Source organism: Alicyclobacillus sendaiensis NBRC 100866 (assembly GCF_001552675.1).
Lineage (GTDB): Bacteria > Bacillota > Bacilli > Alicyclobacillales > Alicyclobacillaceae > Alicyclobacillus > Alicyclobacillus sendaiensis.
The window spans coordinates 1-15,874 of record NZ_BCRQ01000013.1 but is presented as its reverse complement, the minus strand read 5'-3'; the positions used below and the strand labels follow the sequence as shown (position 1 = coordinate 15,874).

The following is a 15,874-nucleotide window of genomic DNA, read 5'->3' as shown; positions in this document are numbered from 1 at the left end:
AAAACTTGCTGGTGATGTCCCGCGAGACGGCGCGCACGATACCGAAGGAGGGAGAAGCGACGATGCGAGAGACATGGTGTGTGGAGCAGACGTGGCGGAATCTAGCCATGGCGCACTGGCGCGCCGATCCTGGCGCCGTGATGCGCCACATCCCGCCCGGTTTGGAGTTGGATCTGTTCGACGGCTGCGCCTACGTCAGCGTGGTGGTGTTTTCGGTGGACCCATTCCGGTTGCGGGGTTTGCCGCCCATCCCCGGCATGCGCCGGTTCTGGCAGATGAACCTCCGCACGTACGTCCGCAGGGGTGAGAAGCCGGGGGTGTGGTTTCTTCGCCTGGAAACCGACCGGGTGTGGCCCGCGCGGCTCGGCAAACTCGCCTACGCGCTGCCGTTCGAGCTGGCGGACATCGCCGCAATGGAAAACGGGGAGCGCCTAGCCATCGGCGTGGTGAGCCAAGCCGGCGGCGGACCGGCCCTGTCCCTCGGCTTTCAGCGAGCCGGAGGGCACATGCCGTGGTACGAGCCCGCGCCTCATTCCGTGGAGGCCTGGCTTCTCAACCGCGATGTGCTCTACGCGCGCGCCCTGGGCGCCGTGTTCGAGACCCGTGTGGTGCACCGGCCATGGATCATCCAGCCGGCTGTGGCCCGAACGGGAGAAGCGTCCCTCCTTCGCCTTTACGGGTGCGACGGCCAACCGGCGATGGCCCACTCGGCGGAGGCGCGCACGGCCCGCATCGGTTGCCCGAGGCCCGTGCGCCGCCTGTCTCATTCGCCCGCCAGCTGTTCGTTGGCCCGGTGAATGCGCTCGAGCAGGGTGCGCACGCGCGCACGCAGGTCCACAATCTCCTCGTCCCGAAAGCCGTCTATCTGATCCTTGACACAGTCGGGGACGGCGCGCAGCTCTTCGCGCAGCGCCCGCCCCTTCTCCGTGAGCGATACGCACATCTTGCGCTCGTCGTCGGCGTCCCGCCGCCTGTCGACAAGCCCGCTCTCCTGCATTCGCTTCAACAAGGGAGTCAGCGTGCCAGAATCCAAATAAAGCCGCTCCCCAAGCGCCTTGACCGTGCACGCGCCGAGCTCGTACAGCGCGACCAGCACCATGTATTGGGGAAACGTGAGTCCATGCGGCTCTAAAAACGAGCGATAGAGCCGCATCGTTTCACGGGCGCACGCGTACACGGCGAAGCACAAATGTTCGTCCAGACTGAGGAGCGGTCGATCCGTCATCACGACAAGCCTCCAAGCTCGCTTGACTCGGCCCTCACGGGCCTACCGTCTAGTTTAAGGCTGTTTCGCGTAATACTCCATCAGAACTTGGACGACCTCCGGCCGGCTGAACTCCGGCGGCGGCGCGATGCCCTCGCGCAGCATCTGGCGCACCTTAGTGCCGGACAGCATGACGTGATCGTCGTCGCCGTGCGGGCACGTCTTCGCCGTCGCCATGCCCTGACATTTGCGGCAGTAGAACGCGTTGTCGAAAAACAGCGGCGTGATGCCGAGCTCCGCCACATCGAAGGCGTCAAAGATGCGCTGCGCGTCGAAGGGGCCATAGTAATTGCCCACGCCGGCGTGATCGCGCCCGACGATGAAGTGCGTGCAGCCGAAATTCCGCCGGACCAGCGCGTGCATGACCGCCTCGCGGGGGCCAGCATACCGCATGGCGGCCTTGTATACACCGAAAAACACGCGATCCCGCGGGTAGTAGTGCTCAAGGATGACCTGATACGCGCGCAGGCGTACGTCGGCCGGCACGTCGTCCGCCTTGGTGGGCCCCACGAGCGGGTTCAAAAACAGCCCATCCACCATCTCGAGCGCGACCTTCTGAATATACTCGTGCGCGCGGTGCACCGGATTTCGAGTCTGAAACCCGACCACCGTCCTCCACCCGCGCTCCTGGAATGCGGCGCGCGTCTGCCGGGGCGTGTACGCGTACGGCGTGAACTCATCCTCACGCTCGTCCGGCAGGACCTCGACGGGACCGCCCAGGTACACGCCTCCGCGCTCGTACAGCCTCCGCACGCCGGGATGCTCCACGTCCTTGGTTCGGTACACTTGTTCCGCTTCGTGGTCCAGATTGGGCCGATACATGTGGCGGATGGTCATGCGCCCGCAGACCACCCCGTCCGGCCGGACGAGCGCGACCGTCTCATCGAGCCGCAGCGTGCGCGCCACGTCCTCCGAGACGGGCAACGTCACCGGAATGGACCAGATGTGTCCCGTCGTGAGGCGCATGGTCTCGACGACGGCGTGATAATCGTCCTCCGACACAAACCCATCGAGCGGCGAGAAGGCGCCAATCCCGAGTTGATACAAATCGGACACGGCGATCTCGTCAAGCGAAACGGCCTTGAGCTCAGACCAAGCCCGCCGCGCATCTGCCGCCTCAGGCGCCGGCACCAGATGCTCCAGCACCGCCCCGCGTTCGCGTTCCGTCACTGACACGCTAACTCCTCCCAACCCACGCGATCTCGGTCGGATCGCCATAATGTAAGTAAACCGATAAACATGATACACATTGTACCACCGAGGCCGCGTCTTGGCGAGGGCGCCGCCGAATGGCGGGCAGAGGTGCACCGTCGAGGGCGGTCACGTGCAATGCACCAGCCGGCCGCCGACCAGGGTGTGGGTCACGGCGCCATCCGCAGAGAGGGCCACGAGGTCCGCTCGATACCCCCGCGCGATGCGCCCGCGCCGCTCGCCCAGGAGGCGCGCGGCATTTGCCGCCGCCACGTCGGGCACGTCGTCGAGCAGAAACACGCCGTGCGCGAGGCCCACCTGCACCGCGCGTTCCATGGTCAGCGCGCTGCCCGCGAGGGTGCCGTCTGGACGCCTCACCTCGCCGGCTCGGTACACCATCTCGTCACCCGCAAACCAGTACCGGCCCTCCGGCATGTCCACCACGGACACGGCATCCGTCACGAGCATGACCCCGTGACGCCCTTTGGCGCGCACCGCGAGCCGCGCGATGGCGGGATGGACGTGGACGCCGTCGAGAATGATTTCCACCATCGCGTCCGCGCGGTCAAGGGCCGCGGCGGCCAGTCCGGGGCGCCGGTGGTGCAGTCCGTCCATGGCGTTGAATACGTGGGTGGCGCTTTGCGCGCCGAGATCGAACGCCCGCATCGCCTCGTCGTACGTGGACGCCGAATGGCCGAGCGACACGACGATGCGGAACTCGCGAGCGGTCCGGATGACCTCGTCGGCGCCTGGAAGCTCCGGCGCCAACGTGACCATGCGAACCGGACCAGCCTCGGCGTAAGCCCGCAGTTCCTCGGGCGACGGCGCACGCAGATGTTCGGCGGGATGAGCCCCGCGCTTCGCGGGATGGATGAACGGGCCCTCGAGGTGAAACCCCAAGACGTCCGCACCTCGCCATGGTCCTGGCGTTCGCCAGGCGGCCAGGGCGGCCAAGGTGGCCTCGCGAGACGCGGCGACCGTCGTCAACACGAGCGCCGTCGTGCCGTGGCGGGCGTGCGTCACCGCAATCTGTTCAAACGCCTCCATGGAGGCATCCATGACATCCGCCCCACCTCCCCCGTGCACGTGCACGTCGACGAAACCCGGCAGCAAGAGCCCCGCCGTGTCCACCAGCCTCGCGCCGGTAATGACGCCCACGCCCGCTTCACAGACATCCGCGATGAAGCCTTCCTCGACGATCACGTCTTTCCATTGGCCCTCGATGAGCCCTCGGACGACTGCGCGCAACGCTCACCACCTCCGCCGTTCGTCGTGTGCCAAAAAGCATGAGCAGTCGCCATCACATGCCGGTAGACCGTAGGCGCCGCGGCCCGTCGCCCTGCGACTAGGACTCTTGGTGAGCTCGTTCGGCCTTGCGGCGCAAGTGCTCGAGGCCCCACGCATGCATGAGGTCGAGGATGGGACGCAGCGATTGGCCGTACGGTGTGATGGCGTACTCCACCCGAGGGGGAACCTCAGGATACACCGTCCGCTCCACGATGCCCTCTTCCTCCAGTTCGCGCAACTGCTTCGTGAGGACGCGCTGCGTAATGCCGGGAATTCGGCGCATGAGTTCGGAAAATCGCAGCGAAGGGTGTTCGAATAGGTGATACAGGATGAGCCACTTCCACTTGCCGCTCAGCACTTGAAGGGTGGAGACAGCCGAACAGGGCGAATCTTCGCGATGGCTGGACGACATCGACACGAACGCCTGCCTTTCGCTGTAACTCAGTTACCTCAAGTATACCAAAGCACTTTGATGTTCCTACTTATCATTGTTTCATCACTGATGAATAATAAGAGCAGGCAAGCGCGCTCGGCTTGGGCGTATCTCGATATCGGTCAGGAGGTTGACTCATGGCAAAGGTAGCCTGGAATGTGGATCCGAGTCACAGCACGATTGGTTTCAGCGTCAAACACATGATGTTCACGACGGTGCGTGGTCACTTCAAGAAGTTCTCCGCGACGGTCATCGCGGATCCGGAGGACCTGACGACGGCCGAGATCGACTTCACGGTCGACGTCGAAAGCATTGACACGCGCGACGAAAACCGGGACAACCACCTCCGCGGCGCAGACTTCTTCGACGTGGAAAAGTATCCCCACATGACGTTCAAAGCCACGAAGACCGTGAAGACGGGCCCGAACACGTACGACATGACCGGCGATCTCACCATCCGCGATGTCACAAAGCCCGTCACCTTCCACGTGACGTACGAAGGCATGGGCAAGAACCCGTGGGGACAAGAGGTGGCAGGCTTCACGGCGCAGGCCAAGATCAACCGCAAGGACTTCGGTCTCACCTGGAACGCCGCGCTCGAGACGGGCGGCGTGCTCGTGAGCGACGAAGTGAAGATTGAGCTCGAGATTCAAGCCACGAAGGCCCAGTGAATGCGCAGCGCGGAGAGAACCAAGAGACCGGTCGCAGCTAGGTCTGCGGCCGGTTTTGTGTTAGGATAGAGAGACAGCAAGGAGGCGGAAGACGTGGCGGTTCTCTCCGTTTCGAACGTGACGTGGATTCGGAATGAACGGAAAATTCTAGATGATGTGTCGTTCGAGATTCGCGAGGGCGAACACTGGGGACTGATTGGCCTCAACGGCTCGGGCAAGACCTCGCTGTTGCAGATCATCGCGGGTTACCAGTGGCCCACGCGCGGACAGGTGTCCGTGCTGGGGCACGCGTACGGCCGCGTGGACATCCGCGAAGTGCGGCGGCAGATTGGCTGGGTCAGCTACGCCCTGCTGCGGCGCGTGGAACAAGACGCAGAGGGCGACAAGGCGCTCGACGTGATCGTCAGCGGCGCGTTCTCCTCCATCGGCCTGTGGGAAAAGCCGCGTCCTGAACAATGGGAGCGCGCGCACGCATTGGCCCGCCAGCTGGGCATCGAGCACCTCGTCGACAGCCCGTTTCACGCCCTTTCTCAGGGCGAGAAGCAGCGGGTGCTCATCGCGCGAGCGCTGATGCCGAAACCTTCGCTGCTCATCCTCGACGAACCGTGCACGGCGCTCGACGTGCGCGCGCGGGAACAACTGTTGACCGCTCTGGATGCCATGGCGATGTCACCCGACGCCCCCGCTCTCCTGTACGTCACGCACCACATTGAAGAGATGATCCCCGCCATCACGCACGTGCTCGCGCTCGACGACGGGCGCGTGGTGGCCTGTGGCGACAAAAAAGCCGTGCTCACGGACGACGTGCTTTCCCGCACCTTTCACGTCCCCGTGCGCACGGTCTGGCAGGGCAATCGAGCCTTTTTGACGGTGGTTTCCCCGGGTGGCGAGAAGGCCGAGGCCGCGGTCATTCCCGGCCCCAGTGCGCGGCGATGAACGCGTCTCGGCCCGATGCGCGCCGGTACCGCTCGTAATGAAGCGGCTGCTTGCGATAGAAGTCCTGGTGGTACTCCTCCGCCGGGTAGAACGGGCCCGCTGGGCGAATTTCCGTCACAATCGGTTTCTGAAAGCGGCCTGACGCCTCCAGGGCGGCTTTTGATGCCTCGGCGAGGCGCCGCTGTTCTTCGGTGTGATAGAAGATGGCCGTCTTGTAGGACGGGCCGCGATCGTAAAACTGGCCGCCGGCATCGGTCGGATCGATCTGGCGCCAGAAGATATCGAGCAGCTGCTGATACGTGATTTGCCGAGGATCATAGGTGATCTGCACAGCTTCCACGTGGCCCGTGGTCCCGGAACACACCTGTTCGTAAGTCGGATTCGGGACGTGCCCCCCGGTGTAGCCGGAGACCACCGAGATGACCCCCGGCCACGTGTCAAAGGGCTTCACCATGCACCAGAAGCATCCGCCGGCGAAGGTGGCCCGTTCAAGGCCGACATCCTGCTCTGCCTCAGGTGTCAAGTGCGTCGCCTCTTTCTCACTGGAGGACGTCCGCGAGCTGAGCCTCAAGCTGTTCCTTCGGCTGATACCCGATGATCTGCTTGACCGGGCGTCCGCCTTTGAAGAGGATGAGCGTCGGAATGCTCATGATGCCGAACTGGCTGGTAGTCTGCGGGTTCTCGTCGACGTTCAGCTTGGCGACGGTCACCTTGTCCGCATGCGCCTCGGCAAACTCCTCGAGCACCGGCGCCATCATGCGGCAAGGCCCGCACCACGCCGCCCAGAAATCCACCAGCACGGGTTTATTACCTTGAATCGCCTGTTGGAAATTGGCGTCCGTCAACGTCATCGTGGCCATTGGAATACCCCCCAAGGTACTTACTTGCATTTTTATAGTACCATTTTTGTGGGCCGCTGGTCAAACGCTGCCGGGCACAGGAGCCCCGAGCCTCGCCGCGTCATGGGGCGTGATGTCCCAGGGATTCTGCCAGAGCGCGGAGTGGCTCATAGCGGAAACATGTCACCACGTGGTCCAGAACCACGCCGACGGCCTGGAGATACGCGTAGACCATCACGGGTCCCACGAAACGAAAACCAAGGGAACGCATCTCGCGGCTCACGCGCTCCGCGAGCGGAGAGGTTGCGGGGACCTCCTCTTCGCGCGCAAAGGCGTGCACTTCCGGCCTGCCGTCCACAAACCCCCACAGCCAGCGCGCAAACGATCCGTGCGCAGCCTGCACCTCCAGAAACACCTTCGCGTTATGAATCGCCGCTTCGACCTTCGCCCGATTGCGAATGATGCCGGAATCGGGGGCCAAGAGGCGCGCCACGTCCTCTTCACTGTAGCGTGCCACAACCTCGGGCTGAAAATCCGCGAACGCCCGCCGGTACGCCTCCCTGCGCGACAAGATCAGGTACCACTGCAGGCCCGCCTGCGCGGCCTCGAGCGTCAAAAACTCAAACAGGACGCCATCGTCAAACTGGGGCACGCCCCACTCTTCATCGTGGTAGCGCACGTACAGGTCTCTCGATCCCGCCCACTTGCAGCGCCGCATCTCCACGCTTCCCCCCGTTCGATCCGCCTCTTGTTCATTGTGGTGCAACCTGGCGCGATCGTCCATGTCGCAAGGGAGATGCGCGCATACAAGAGGAGAACCTTTGGAAGCAAGATCGCAGAGTGGCTTGAGCGGTATAATCCGTCATGGGAGGCGATCGCGTGAGCGAACAACAGCGGTGGGACCTGGAGTCCCTCTACCCAGGAGGAAGCCATTCTCCTCAGTTCCGAAACTTTCTCGACGACTTGGAGGCCAACGCGACCTCGTTTTCGACGGTGCTTCAGAACACGCCGGGCGCCATGCAGAGCCCCGACATGGGACTGAAGGCCGTGATCCTCACCATGCAGGACCTCAGCATGCGCCTGCGCGAAGCGAGCGCGTTTGTGTCCTGCCTCACGGCGCAGGACGTGCGTGACACCGAAGCGAAAGCGCTACAGACCCGGGTCAACCGGATTCGCGCCACGCTCACCAGCGCGCTCGCACTTTTGGATGAGCGCCTCCAGCAGGCCGGAGAAGACAGCATCCGTGCCCTGCTGGGGGACCCAGAGCTTGCGCCGCTCGCGTTCGCGATTGAGGAGCGCATCGCGCGGTCCAGGCGGCGATTGCCGGCGGAACAGGAGCGGCTGATTGCGCGGCTCTCGTCCGACGGGTACATCGCGTGGGGAGAGCTGTACGACACCATCGTCGGCCGCATGACCGCGGAAATCGAGTCGGAGGGACGCCGGGAGATCGTTTCGATGGGCCAACTCGCCAATCGGATGACCCAAGCGGCCCAGCGCGATCGCGACCGGATGTTCGACGTGTGGGAATCGTGCTGGGCTCATGAGGCCGACCTCTGCGCCGAGGCGCTGAACCACCTGGCCGGCTTTCGGCTTCAGGTGTACGAGGCGCGCGGCTGGCACTCCGTGTTGGAAGAGCCGCTCGAGATGAACCGAATGTCCCGAGAGACGCTTGAGGCGATGTGGGATGCGGTCGTGCGCAACCAAGAGCGACTCCTCCCCTACTTGAACGCGAAGGCCCGGCTGATGGGGGTGGAAAAGCTGTCCTTCTACGACGTGGACGCCCCGCTCCAATCCGGCGCCAAGCAGCGAGCCATCACGTACGAAGAGGCCCGGCAATTCATCGCAGAGCAGTTTGCCGCGTTCAGCCCGGACATGGCCGCGTTCGCCGACGCTTGTTTTGAGCGCCGGTGGATTGAGGCAGAAGACCGTCCGGGAAAACGCCCGGGCGGATTCTGCACGAGCTTTCCGGTGCACCAGGTGTCGCGGATCTTCGTCACCTTCTCGGGCACACCTGGCAATGTCGCCACGCTCGCGCACGAGATTGGCCATGCGTACCACCAGCACGTGCTGTGCGATCTCCCCTACCTCGCGACGCAATACGCCATGAACGTCGCCGAAACGGCGTCGACGTTCGCGGAGGCCATCGTCTCCGACGCCGCGATTCGCGCCGCCTCGAGCGATGGCGAACGGCTTGAACTACTGAGCGAGAAGCTGCAGCGCGCCGTCGCGATGATGATGAACATCCACGCCCGCTTTTTGTTCGAGACGCGGTTTTACGACGAGCGCAAGCGCGGTTACGTGCCCGCCGAACGGTTGAACCAGCTGATGGTCGACGCACAAATGGAGGCGTACCGCGGATCGCTTCGGCGGTATCACCCGCATTTCTGGGCGTCGAAGCTCCACTTCTACATCACCGGCACGCCCTTCTACAACTTCCCGTATACGTTTGGCTATCTGTTCTCGTCCGGCATTCACGCTATGGCGGCCGCAGAGGGGAAGGCGTTCTCCCGCCGTTACGTCGACCTGCTCCGCGACACGGGGCGGATGCGCGTCGAAGATCTGGCGCAAAAGCACATGGGAGCCGACTTGACGAAACCTGATTTCTGGCAGACCGCTATCGATTTCGCCCTGCGCGATCTCGACGAGTTCCTGCAATTGGCGAACCAGCGCCTGCAGCGGTGACCAGCCGCGGAGGCCGTCAAGCCCGCGGCTGGCGCATGATCTGCAAGTGTCCGGCCTCGAACCAGTACGAGTCGATCTCGCCGGCGTCGACGACGCACACGTCGTATCGGCCCGCGGGTCGTCGCGCAGATGCGCGTCGAAGGCCGCCGCTTGGCGGGGCGCCCCTTTGCGGTCAAGATGCGCCAAACGTTGAGCAGTTAAGTATCCTCCGCCAGGACGCGCGAAAGGAGAATAACAGTTGATTCCCCTGCACATCGATGCCATGCCGCCTGCCACCGTCGCGGTGGCCTCTCCCGCGCGCGCCCAGGTCGCCGCTTTGCGGAACCCCATCACGGCCCGTTCGCTGACGGTGGACGGTCAGGCCGTGCAGGAGCTGGTGATTGACCTCCGGGCGCCGGGCGTACAGGCGAAGCCCGCCATCGCCAACCATCGGCTGGGCACCACCGCGTCGCTCGCCGAGATCGCCGCGCAAAATCACGCCGTTGCCGCCATCAACGGCACCTTTTTCGACGCGGGCGGCGACAACTTCCCCGCCGGGGCCCTCGAATTGGACGGCTCGTTTGTCTTCAACGCGCGCGGCACGCTGCTCGGTTTCGGACCGAACGGTGCGACCACGATGTTGCGCGCGGCCGAAGCCCTGTCCCTCGACGTGGACGATCCGACCAGTTCCACCTCCGCCATGTGGCCCTGGTACCTGAACCGGATGAGCGCGAATCCCATGCGGGTAGATGTGCTGACGCCGTACTTTGGCCCGGCCACGCGCGATCCGAGCGCCCTCGTGGCGCAGGTCGTCGGAGGGAAAGTGACGGCCCTTCACCGAGGCATCACCCCCATTCCTTCCGACGGGTACGACATCGAACTCGGCGCGAGCGAGGCTCAAACGCCCATCGCCGCGCGCGTTCACGTGGGCGATCCGGCCACGCTAACCGACACCGTGCTGGCCCTGCCGAGCCACAAGCCGGTCCCGTTTGCCGCGTATCCAAACGCCATCGGCGCCGGGCCGATGCTCGTGCAGAACGGGCGGATCGACGTCGAGCCGTCGCTTGAAGGCCTCAATGATCCCGAGATTCTCGACGCTGAGACCCTGCGATCCGTCGTCGGGACGGATCGCGCAGGCCACCTCGTCTTTTTGACGATCCACCAGGCGAATGTGTGGCAGGAGGCGTCCATCGCCAAGGCGCTCGGCCTGTGGGACGCGATGAACTTGGACGGCGGTTCATCGGTGGGACTGTGGTATGAGGGGCATTACCTCACGCCGCCCAAGCGCGCGCTCGCCACGGCCATCGTGGTCGTCGAGCGGTGAAACGGCGCGCATCACGGCACGGGCTGCCCTTCGATGAGGCCGAGATCGACGAGCGCGGCATAGATGCCGCCCTCATCCACGGGGGCCGTGATGCGCTTCGCCGCGCGCTTGGCCGCTTCGGCGGCATTTCCCATGGCGACGCCCATCCCCACATAGGCGAGCATCTCGACATCGTTCTCACTGTCGCCAAACGCCACGGCCGCCTCCTTGCTGCAGCCTGCGTGGCGCAGGATAGCGTCGATACCCGTGGCTTTCGACACGCCCGCGGGAAACACGTCGAGGTAAAAGCGATGGGGCCGGATGAAGCGAAGCTCGCCGCGATACGTTTCGAGAAACGGATCTTCCTGTCCCGGCTTGCAGAAGAGGTACAGTTGATACACGTCTTCCCGCTTCCACGCGTCCGGATCGAACACGGGCTCAGTCGGCAAGCCCAAGAACCGGTATGCCTCGCGGATTTCGGGGTGCTCGCGGCGGTTGGCGTAGCAAGCCTTCTCCCCGGCAACCACGACGGGATAGCCTTTCGAGTCGGCGAGATGGACGAACGAGGCGATCACGTCCCGCGGCACGGCGACCGCGCGCACCTTGTCGCCGCGATACACAGCGAGAGCGCCGTTGCAGCAGACGTACGAATCGAATCCGAGGCGGTTGGCGATTGGCCGAAGCTGGTCTGGCGCCCGCCCCGTGGCTATCACCGTCTCGATGCCCCGGCGCCTCAGCGCCGCGAGCGCCTCCTCGACGCGCGGCGAAAGCTCGCGCCGATCATCGATGAGGGTGCCGTCGATATCAAAAAACGCAAAGCGAATGGACATGGCCTCTCCCTCCTAGCTCTCTCTGACCTCATGCTAACATAACGAGCCTAGCGGGCGTTGTTCGCGAACGGAAGCGCGCAAAAAGCACCCGCGCGTGCCACGCGGGTGCTTGCAAGGCGATGGATGAAGATCTTCACACGGGCCTCATTCGGAGACGGCCTGGTCCTCGCGGGCAGCCTCCCGGCGCGGGCGCCAGACGCGCAGGTACTGCGCGCCGAAGTAGGAGCCAAGGACGATGACCGCCGCGAGGGCCTGCGCGACGATGCTCTGCAAATTGTTGAACAAGGAGAACCAGAGCCCCGCCCAGTCTGGCAAGCCGAGGTTCAGAGGCGTGGACGGCAGCCAGCCCGCTTGCTGCATCTCCTGCACCTGCTCGCCGACCATCACGAGCAATACTACCCCGAGCATGACGCCCGTCAACACCAACATGCGCTTGTACGGCAGCTTTCGATGAGCAAAGAACGTGAGCACGGCCACCATGAGGGTCAGTGCGAGGCCAATGGCCGCGCCAATCACCACCACACCCGAGCCCAGTTGCATGCGCGTGTTCTGCAGGAACAACACGACCTCGAATCCTTCGCGATACACCGAGGTGAAGCCGAGCACCACGAGGCCTCGATACGCGAGCGATTTGGCCTGGGCGCCTCGCTCCGCTTGATCGATGATCTCCTTCTTTTTGCGGTTGTGGAAGCTGATCCACCCGGTCCAATAGATTCGATGGAAAAACCAGTTCATCACGATGAGGAGAACGATGATGGCCAGGAGGCCGGTGGCTGCCTGAATGGACAGCTCGGGCGCCGTCTGACCCACCAGCGCAATAATGCCGACGACGACAAACCATGTGAGAAGGGTCGCTGCGAACGCGAGCCCCGCGCCTACCGAGATGGGGCGCCAGTACCCCTGACCGGTCCGCATCAGGCTCGCCGTGATGGCGGAGAGTACCAGAATGGTCTCGAGCCCCTCGCGAAAGACGAGGATGCCTGTATCGACGATGGCCGCTCCGCGCCCGATGTTGTGGCTCGTGGGATCCGGGTTGCCGCCGGCCGTCACGCCCTGCCAAATCAGAACGACAATGACGACCACGGCACATGCCCACACGAGCGCTCTCTTCCAACCGAGATTGCGAATGGCGATGGACATCTCCACAACCTCCAAGATCCGCGGCGCCGCATACTTGACTTCCGGAGTCAACTTTCTAGGAGGTATTCTACAAGTTAGACGCACCTAACCGCAAGAGTTTGATCATAAAAATTTTTTCGCGGATTCGACGCCCACGGGCGGATCGCCTGTCTGCGAAGGCCGAGCAGCGTCATGCCTCGCCCCGGGCGAGCCTCCATTCCTCCGCGTACACGTCGAGGGCCGAGACCAGCTCGCGCCCAAGGGTGTCATAGGCGTCGTCCGGCAGATTGGCAAGCGAGACGCGCACGGACCACGGAGGCGCGTGAAAACCGCCCCCGTTTAGCAGCACAATGCCGGACGCCTCGGCGAGGCGAAAGAGGATGTCCACGGGTTCGTACTCAGCTTGGAGGTACTCGACAAACGCATCTCCGTGCCGCGCCCGCGCGAGCGCCATCAGATCGATCTCGGTGTAGTACTCGGCCCAGAGCGGAAGGCGAGGCATCTCAAGGCCGAGGGCGTGGTAAAGGCGCGCCATGCGCCTGTGGCAGATGGCGCGCACCTGTGCCTTGTATCGCCTGCCGCGGTCCGTCAAGGCGTACAACGCGAAGAGCGCCATCTGCACCTGCTGGGGGGTCGAGAGCCCGGCGGTGTGGTTGAGCGCGACTTGGCGGCTGTCGGCTACCATCCGGTCGATGAAAGGGAGCTTCTCCGGCTCGCGCGAGAGGATCCGATACCGCGCGCCGAGGCGTGCGCGGGCCTCAGCGGGCAAGCGCTGCAGGCGCTTGTCAAAGGCGTTTTGACGGCAGATCGCGACGACGCCGAGTCGCCACCCCGTGACGCCAAAGTGCTTCGACAGAGAATACACGAGCAGCGTGTTTTCCGGGAGGTCGGCGGCGAGCGACCGGAAGCCTTCGACGAATGTGCCGTACACGTCGTCGGTGATGATCAAGAGCTCGGGGTTGTGGCGGCGGACGAGATCGACCAAGGTCTCGCGCGTCGTTTGGCAGAGCGCGACGGACGGAGGATTGGACGGATGGACGAGAAACAGCGCCCGCACGGACGGATCGGCGAGCTTGCGGAGTTCCTCCGGCGGATACTGCCACGTAGGTTCACCCGACGCATTTCGGCCTGTGGCCCGAATTTCCACCACCTGAAACCGATACCTATCGAGCGCAGGGATCTCAACGTAGGGAGGGAAAATGGGCACCATCACGGCAATCTTCGCGCCTGGAGGCACGAGCTCGTTGGCCGCGAGCGAGTCGAACACGTAGCACATCGCGGCTGTCGCGCCCTCTGTCGCGAAAAGCTGCCACTCGCCCGGATGGACGCGCCCTCCACAGATCTCCTCGCTCAGGTAGTGGGCGAGGACGCGTTCCACCCCAGGAAGAATGCGGTCAGGCGTGGGATAGTTGTCGCCCGTCACGCCGTCCACCAATTCAAACAGGAAGGCATCCCGGTCCAGGCCGCGCTGCACGGCCGCATCCAGGCATTCGAGGAGCACTTGGCAACCCGGGGCGTCTGCGTGGCGACGCGCGAAGTCGTCAAAACGCCGGCCGATCCCGTCCGGGTGTGGCATGCCGGCGAGATCGCCCTCCTGCCACACGCGCCGCGCTTCCTCCAAGGCGAATTGACCGAGGCACCAAAACGCGTCGCGCGGAGCTGCCGCAATCCAGTTGGGGTTACCGCGGCCCGCGTCGAGCATGGCGCGAGCCCGTTTCTCCTCGTGGCGCCCCGCGAGTGCCAGGAGCTCGTTCCGCAGCTCGAAGGGGCTCTCCGCCTCGTAGGATCTCTCCAGCGCGCGGCGGGAAGCTGCATCTTCGGGAAGGCGGAGCGCCTTCGGCTCACCGTTCGCTTGATCCACTGCCACCCTCCTCATCCCGCCATCGACGACGGTCCGTCGTATGCATTTATTTTCCATGATGCCCGCCTTCACGCGCCCGTATGCGCCGCATGCCCGTTCTGGCCCTCTTGCCATTCGGGGACCTTCCAGCGCACCCAGGCGAAGTTGGCGAGGTAGAGCAGGATGACGGCCGCGAGCATGACGCGAATGCCAAACCCGGCGGACACGGCGCCTCCGATGAGCGGACCGGCAAAGCTGCCGAGAAAGGTGGAGCTCGCCGTCAGTCCGTATACGCGTCCCCGCACCTCCTTCGGCGTCATGCGGCCGACGAGCGCATTGGCGGTGGGGAGAATACCGCCGATGAACGCGCCGAGCAGGAACCGCCCAAGCATGAACACCCAGACGTTAGGCGCGAGCGCCTGCGGAATGTAGCACAGGGCGGCGCCGACGAGCGAGATCGACAGCACCTTGCGGTAGCCGATTCGATCGCTTCGCTTGCCGAGGAACGGAGAAAAGATTAGATCCGCAATCCCCGTGACGGCGAAGCAGGCGCCGGAGAGCGTGCCGATCACGCCGAGCAACTGCGGGTCCCTGCCGACGAGTTGGCGGATGTAGAGCGGAAGCACCGGCTGCACGCTCATGACCGAAAACTGGGCGGCGAAGAGGACGAAGAACATCACCTGAACGGAGCGGAGGTCGCGTACGGCTTTGAACTGACCGATGAGCCCCATGCGGCGAGTCGCGCCCTTCGGTTCGTGACTCGATGCTTTCGGTTCTCGAATCATTGTCCAAGTCAAGAAGAACGCAGTCGTGGCGAAGGCCGCCGTGAGATAGAAGACGATGCGATAGTTGTGATGAAAGGCGTCCACGAGCACGCCGCCCAACAGAGGTCCGACGAGACTTCCGACCATGGCAAACGTCGAAAGCCATCCGAGGGCGAAGCCGAGCCGCTCCTCTGGAATGGTGCTCGCGACGAGCGCGTTGGCCGAAGCCGAAAATCCACTGAACGCGCCTTGCAACATGCGGATGCCAAGCAACTCGTACACGTTGCGAGACAATCCCATCAGGCTGGTGGCAAGCGCGATGGCGAGCGTGGTGCGCATCACCATCAGCTTTTTGCCGCGCTTATCCGCGACAGCTCCCCACACCGGGGACATGATGGCGGACATCAAGAAGTTGGCGCTCGCCACGACGCCGGCCCAGAGATCGACGGCGTGCGGGTTCTGGACGCCGAGCTGGCCAATGAAGAGCGCCAGAAACGGGTTCATGCTGGAAAAGGCCATCATCATGATGGCTTGCACGGCGCACATCGTCCAAAGCGTCCGCCTCCACGACACCGGACGTCCAAGGTGATCCAAGGCGCGCTCTGCACCCGATGCTTCCACCGACAACCCCCCGTTCAGCGCGGGAGCGCCGAGCCCAAAGAGGCTGCGGCGCTCCGCGTCGCGTCGATGATCGCCATCCATTGTGGCGCTTCTGCCGAATCGCTTCAAGCCTCCG

At 64.1% G+C, this 15,874-nt stretch carries 16 protein-coding genes; 5 read left to right on the top strand and 11 right to left on the bottom strand.

Annotated elements, in window-relative coordinates; translation table 11 throughout:
- Window positions 1-62 precede the first annotated feature (62 nt).
- On the top strand, window positions 63-797 hold the full coding sequence (locus AS26_RS04160) for a YqjF family protein (RefSeq protein ID WP_062306358.1): 735 nt from the start codon (window positions 63-65) through the stop codon (window positions 795-797).
- On the opposite strand, the gene AS26_RS04155 is transcribed toward AS26_RS04160, so the two are convergent.
- The 4 genes from AS26_RS04155 to AS26_RS04140 form a co-directional block, all read right to left on the bottom strand.
- Window positions 764-1,225 (bottom strand): MarR family winged helix-turn-helix transcriptional regulator, encoded by a 462-nt coding sequence (locus AS26_RS04155; RefSeq protein WP_062306356.1) that lies wholly within the window; start codon window positions 1,223-1,225, stop codon window positions 764-766. The genes AS26_RS04160 and AS26_RS04155 overlap by 34 nt on opposite strands.
- 54 nt (window positions 1,226-1,279) lie before the next feature.
- A complete protein-coding gene (sat, locus tag AS26_RS04150) occupies window positions 1,280-2,440 on the bottom strand; it encodes a sulfate adenylyltransferase (RefSeq protein ID WP_062306353.1) in 1,161 nt (386 codons plus the stop codon).
- Window positions 2,441-2,584: 144 nt separating this feature from the next.
- Window positions 2,585-3,703, bottom strand: coding sequence for an N-acetylglucosamine-6-phosphate deacetylase (gene nagA, locus AS26_RS04145; protein ID WP_062306350.1), 1,119 nt, complete (start codon window positions 3,701-3,703; stop codon window positions 2,585-2,587).
- 97 nt (window positions 3,704-3,800) lie between these two features.
- The gene (locus tag AS26_RS04140) at window positions 3,801-4,154 is read right to left on the bottom strand and encodes a winged helix-turn-helix transcriptional regulator (RefSeq protein WP_062306349.1); all 354 of its coding nucleotides are present in this window, start codon (window positions 4,152-4,154) and stop codon (window positions 3,801-3,803) included.
- Between the two features lie 158 nt (window positions 4,155-4,312).
- On the opposite strand from AS26_RS04140, the gene AS26_RS04135 reads away from it, so the two are divergent.
- Window positions 4,313-4,846, top strand: coding sequence for a YceI family protein (locus AS26_RS04135; RefSeq protein ID WP_062306348.1), 534 nt, complete (start codon window positions 4,313-4,315; stop codon window positions 4,844-4,846).
- A gap of 93 nt (window positions 4,847-4,939) precedes the next feature.
- The gene (locus AS26_RS04130; protein WP_062306346.1) at window positions 4,940-5,782 is read left to right on the top strand and encodes an ABC transporter ATP-binding protein; all 843 of its coding nucleotides are present in this window, start codon (window positions 4,940-4,942) and stop codon (window positions 5,780-5,782) included.
- On the opposite strand, the gene msrA is transcribed toward AS26_RS04130, so the two are convergent.
- From msrA to AS26_RS04115, 3 genes are all read right to left on the bottom strand, one after another.
- The gene (msrA, locus tag AS26_RS04125) at window positions 5,754-6,305 is read right to left on the bottom strand and encodes a peptide-methionine (S)-S-oxide reductase MsrA (protein WP_062306345.1); all 552 of its coding nucleotides are present in this window, start codon (window positions 6,303-6,305) and stop codon (window positions 5,754-5,756) included. The genes AS26_RS04130 and msrA overlap by 29 nt on opposite strands.
- Window positions 6,306-6,321: 16 nt before the next feature.
- On the bottom strand, window positions 6,322-6,642 hold the full coding sequence (gene trxA, locus AS26_RS04120; RefSeq protein WP_062306344.1) for a thioredoxin: 321 nt from the start codon (window positions 6,640-6,642) through the stop codon (window positions 6,322-6,324).
- 100 nt (window positions 6,643-6,742) lie between these two features.
- A complete protein-coding gene (locus AS26_RS04115) occupies window positions 6,743-7,339 on the bottom strand; it encodes a DNA-3-methyladenine glycosylase I (protein WP_062306399.1) in 597 nt (198 codons plus the stop codon).
- Window positions 7,340-7,485: 146 nt separating this feature from the next.
- Between AS26_RS04115 and AS26_RS04110 the strand changes: the two genes are divergently transcribed.
- The gene (locus tag AS26_RS04110) at window positions 7,486-9,303 is read left to right on the top strand and encodes a M3 family oligoendopeptidase (protein WP_062306343.1); all 1,818 of its coding nucleotides are present in this window, start codon (window positions 7,486-7,488) and stop codon (window positions 9,301-9,303) included.
- Between the two features lie 238 nt (window positions 9,304-9,541).
- Window positions 9,542-10,606 carry a phosphodiester glycosidase family protein gene (locus tag AS26_RS04105; protein WP_062306341.1) on the top strand — a complete coding sequence of 355 codons (1,065 nt, stop codon included), beginning with the start codon at window positions 9,542-9,544 and terminating at the stop codon, window positions 10,604-10,606.
- Between the two features lie 11 nt (window positions 10,607-10,617).
- On the opposite strand, the gene AS26_RS04100 is transcribed toward AS26_RS04105, so the two are convergent.
- From AS26_RS04100 to AS26_RS04085, 4 genes are all read right to left on the bottom strand, one after another.
- Window positions 10,618-11,415: a Cof-type HAD-IIB family hydrolase gene (locus AS26_RS04100; protein ID WP_062306340.1), complete on the bottom strand. Its 798-nt coding sequence runs from the start codon at window positions 11,413-11,415 to the stop codon at window positions 10,618-10,620.
- Window positions 11,416-11,559: 144 nt separating this feature from the next.
- The gene (locus AS26_RS04095; RefSeq protein ID WP_062306397.1) at window positions 11,560-12,555 is read right to left on the bottom strand and encodes an FTR1 family iron permease; all 996 of its coding nucleotides are present in this window, start codon (window positions 12,553-12,555) and stop codon (window positions 11,560-11,562) included.
- 169 nt (window positions 12,556-12,724) lie between these two features.
- Complete coding sequence (locus tag AS26_RS04090; RefSeq protein ID WP_245629602.1) at window positions 12,725-14,395, bottom strand: bifunctional aspartate transaminase/aspartate 4-decarboxylase; 1,671 nt, start codon at window positions 14,393-14,395, stop codon at window positions 12,725-12,727.
- A gap of 68 nt (window positions 14,396-14,463) precedes the next feature.
- Window positions 14,464-15,874 (bottom strand): MFS transporter (locus tag AS26_RS04085; protein WP_306303047.1); only part of this gene is annotated, 1,411 nt, incomplete at its 5' end.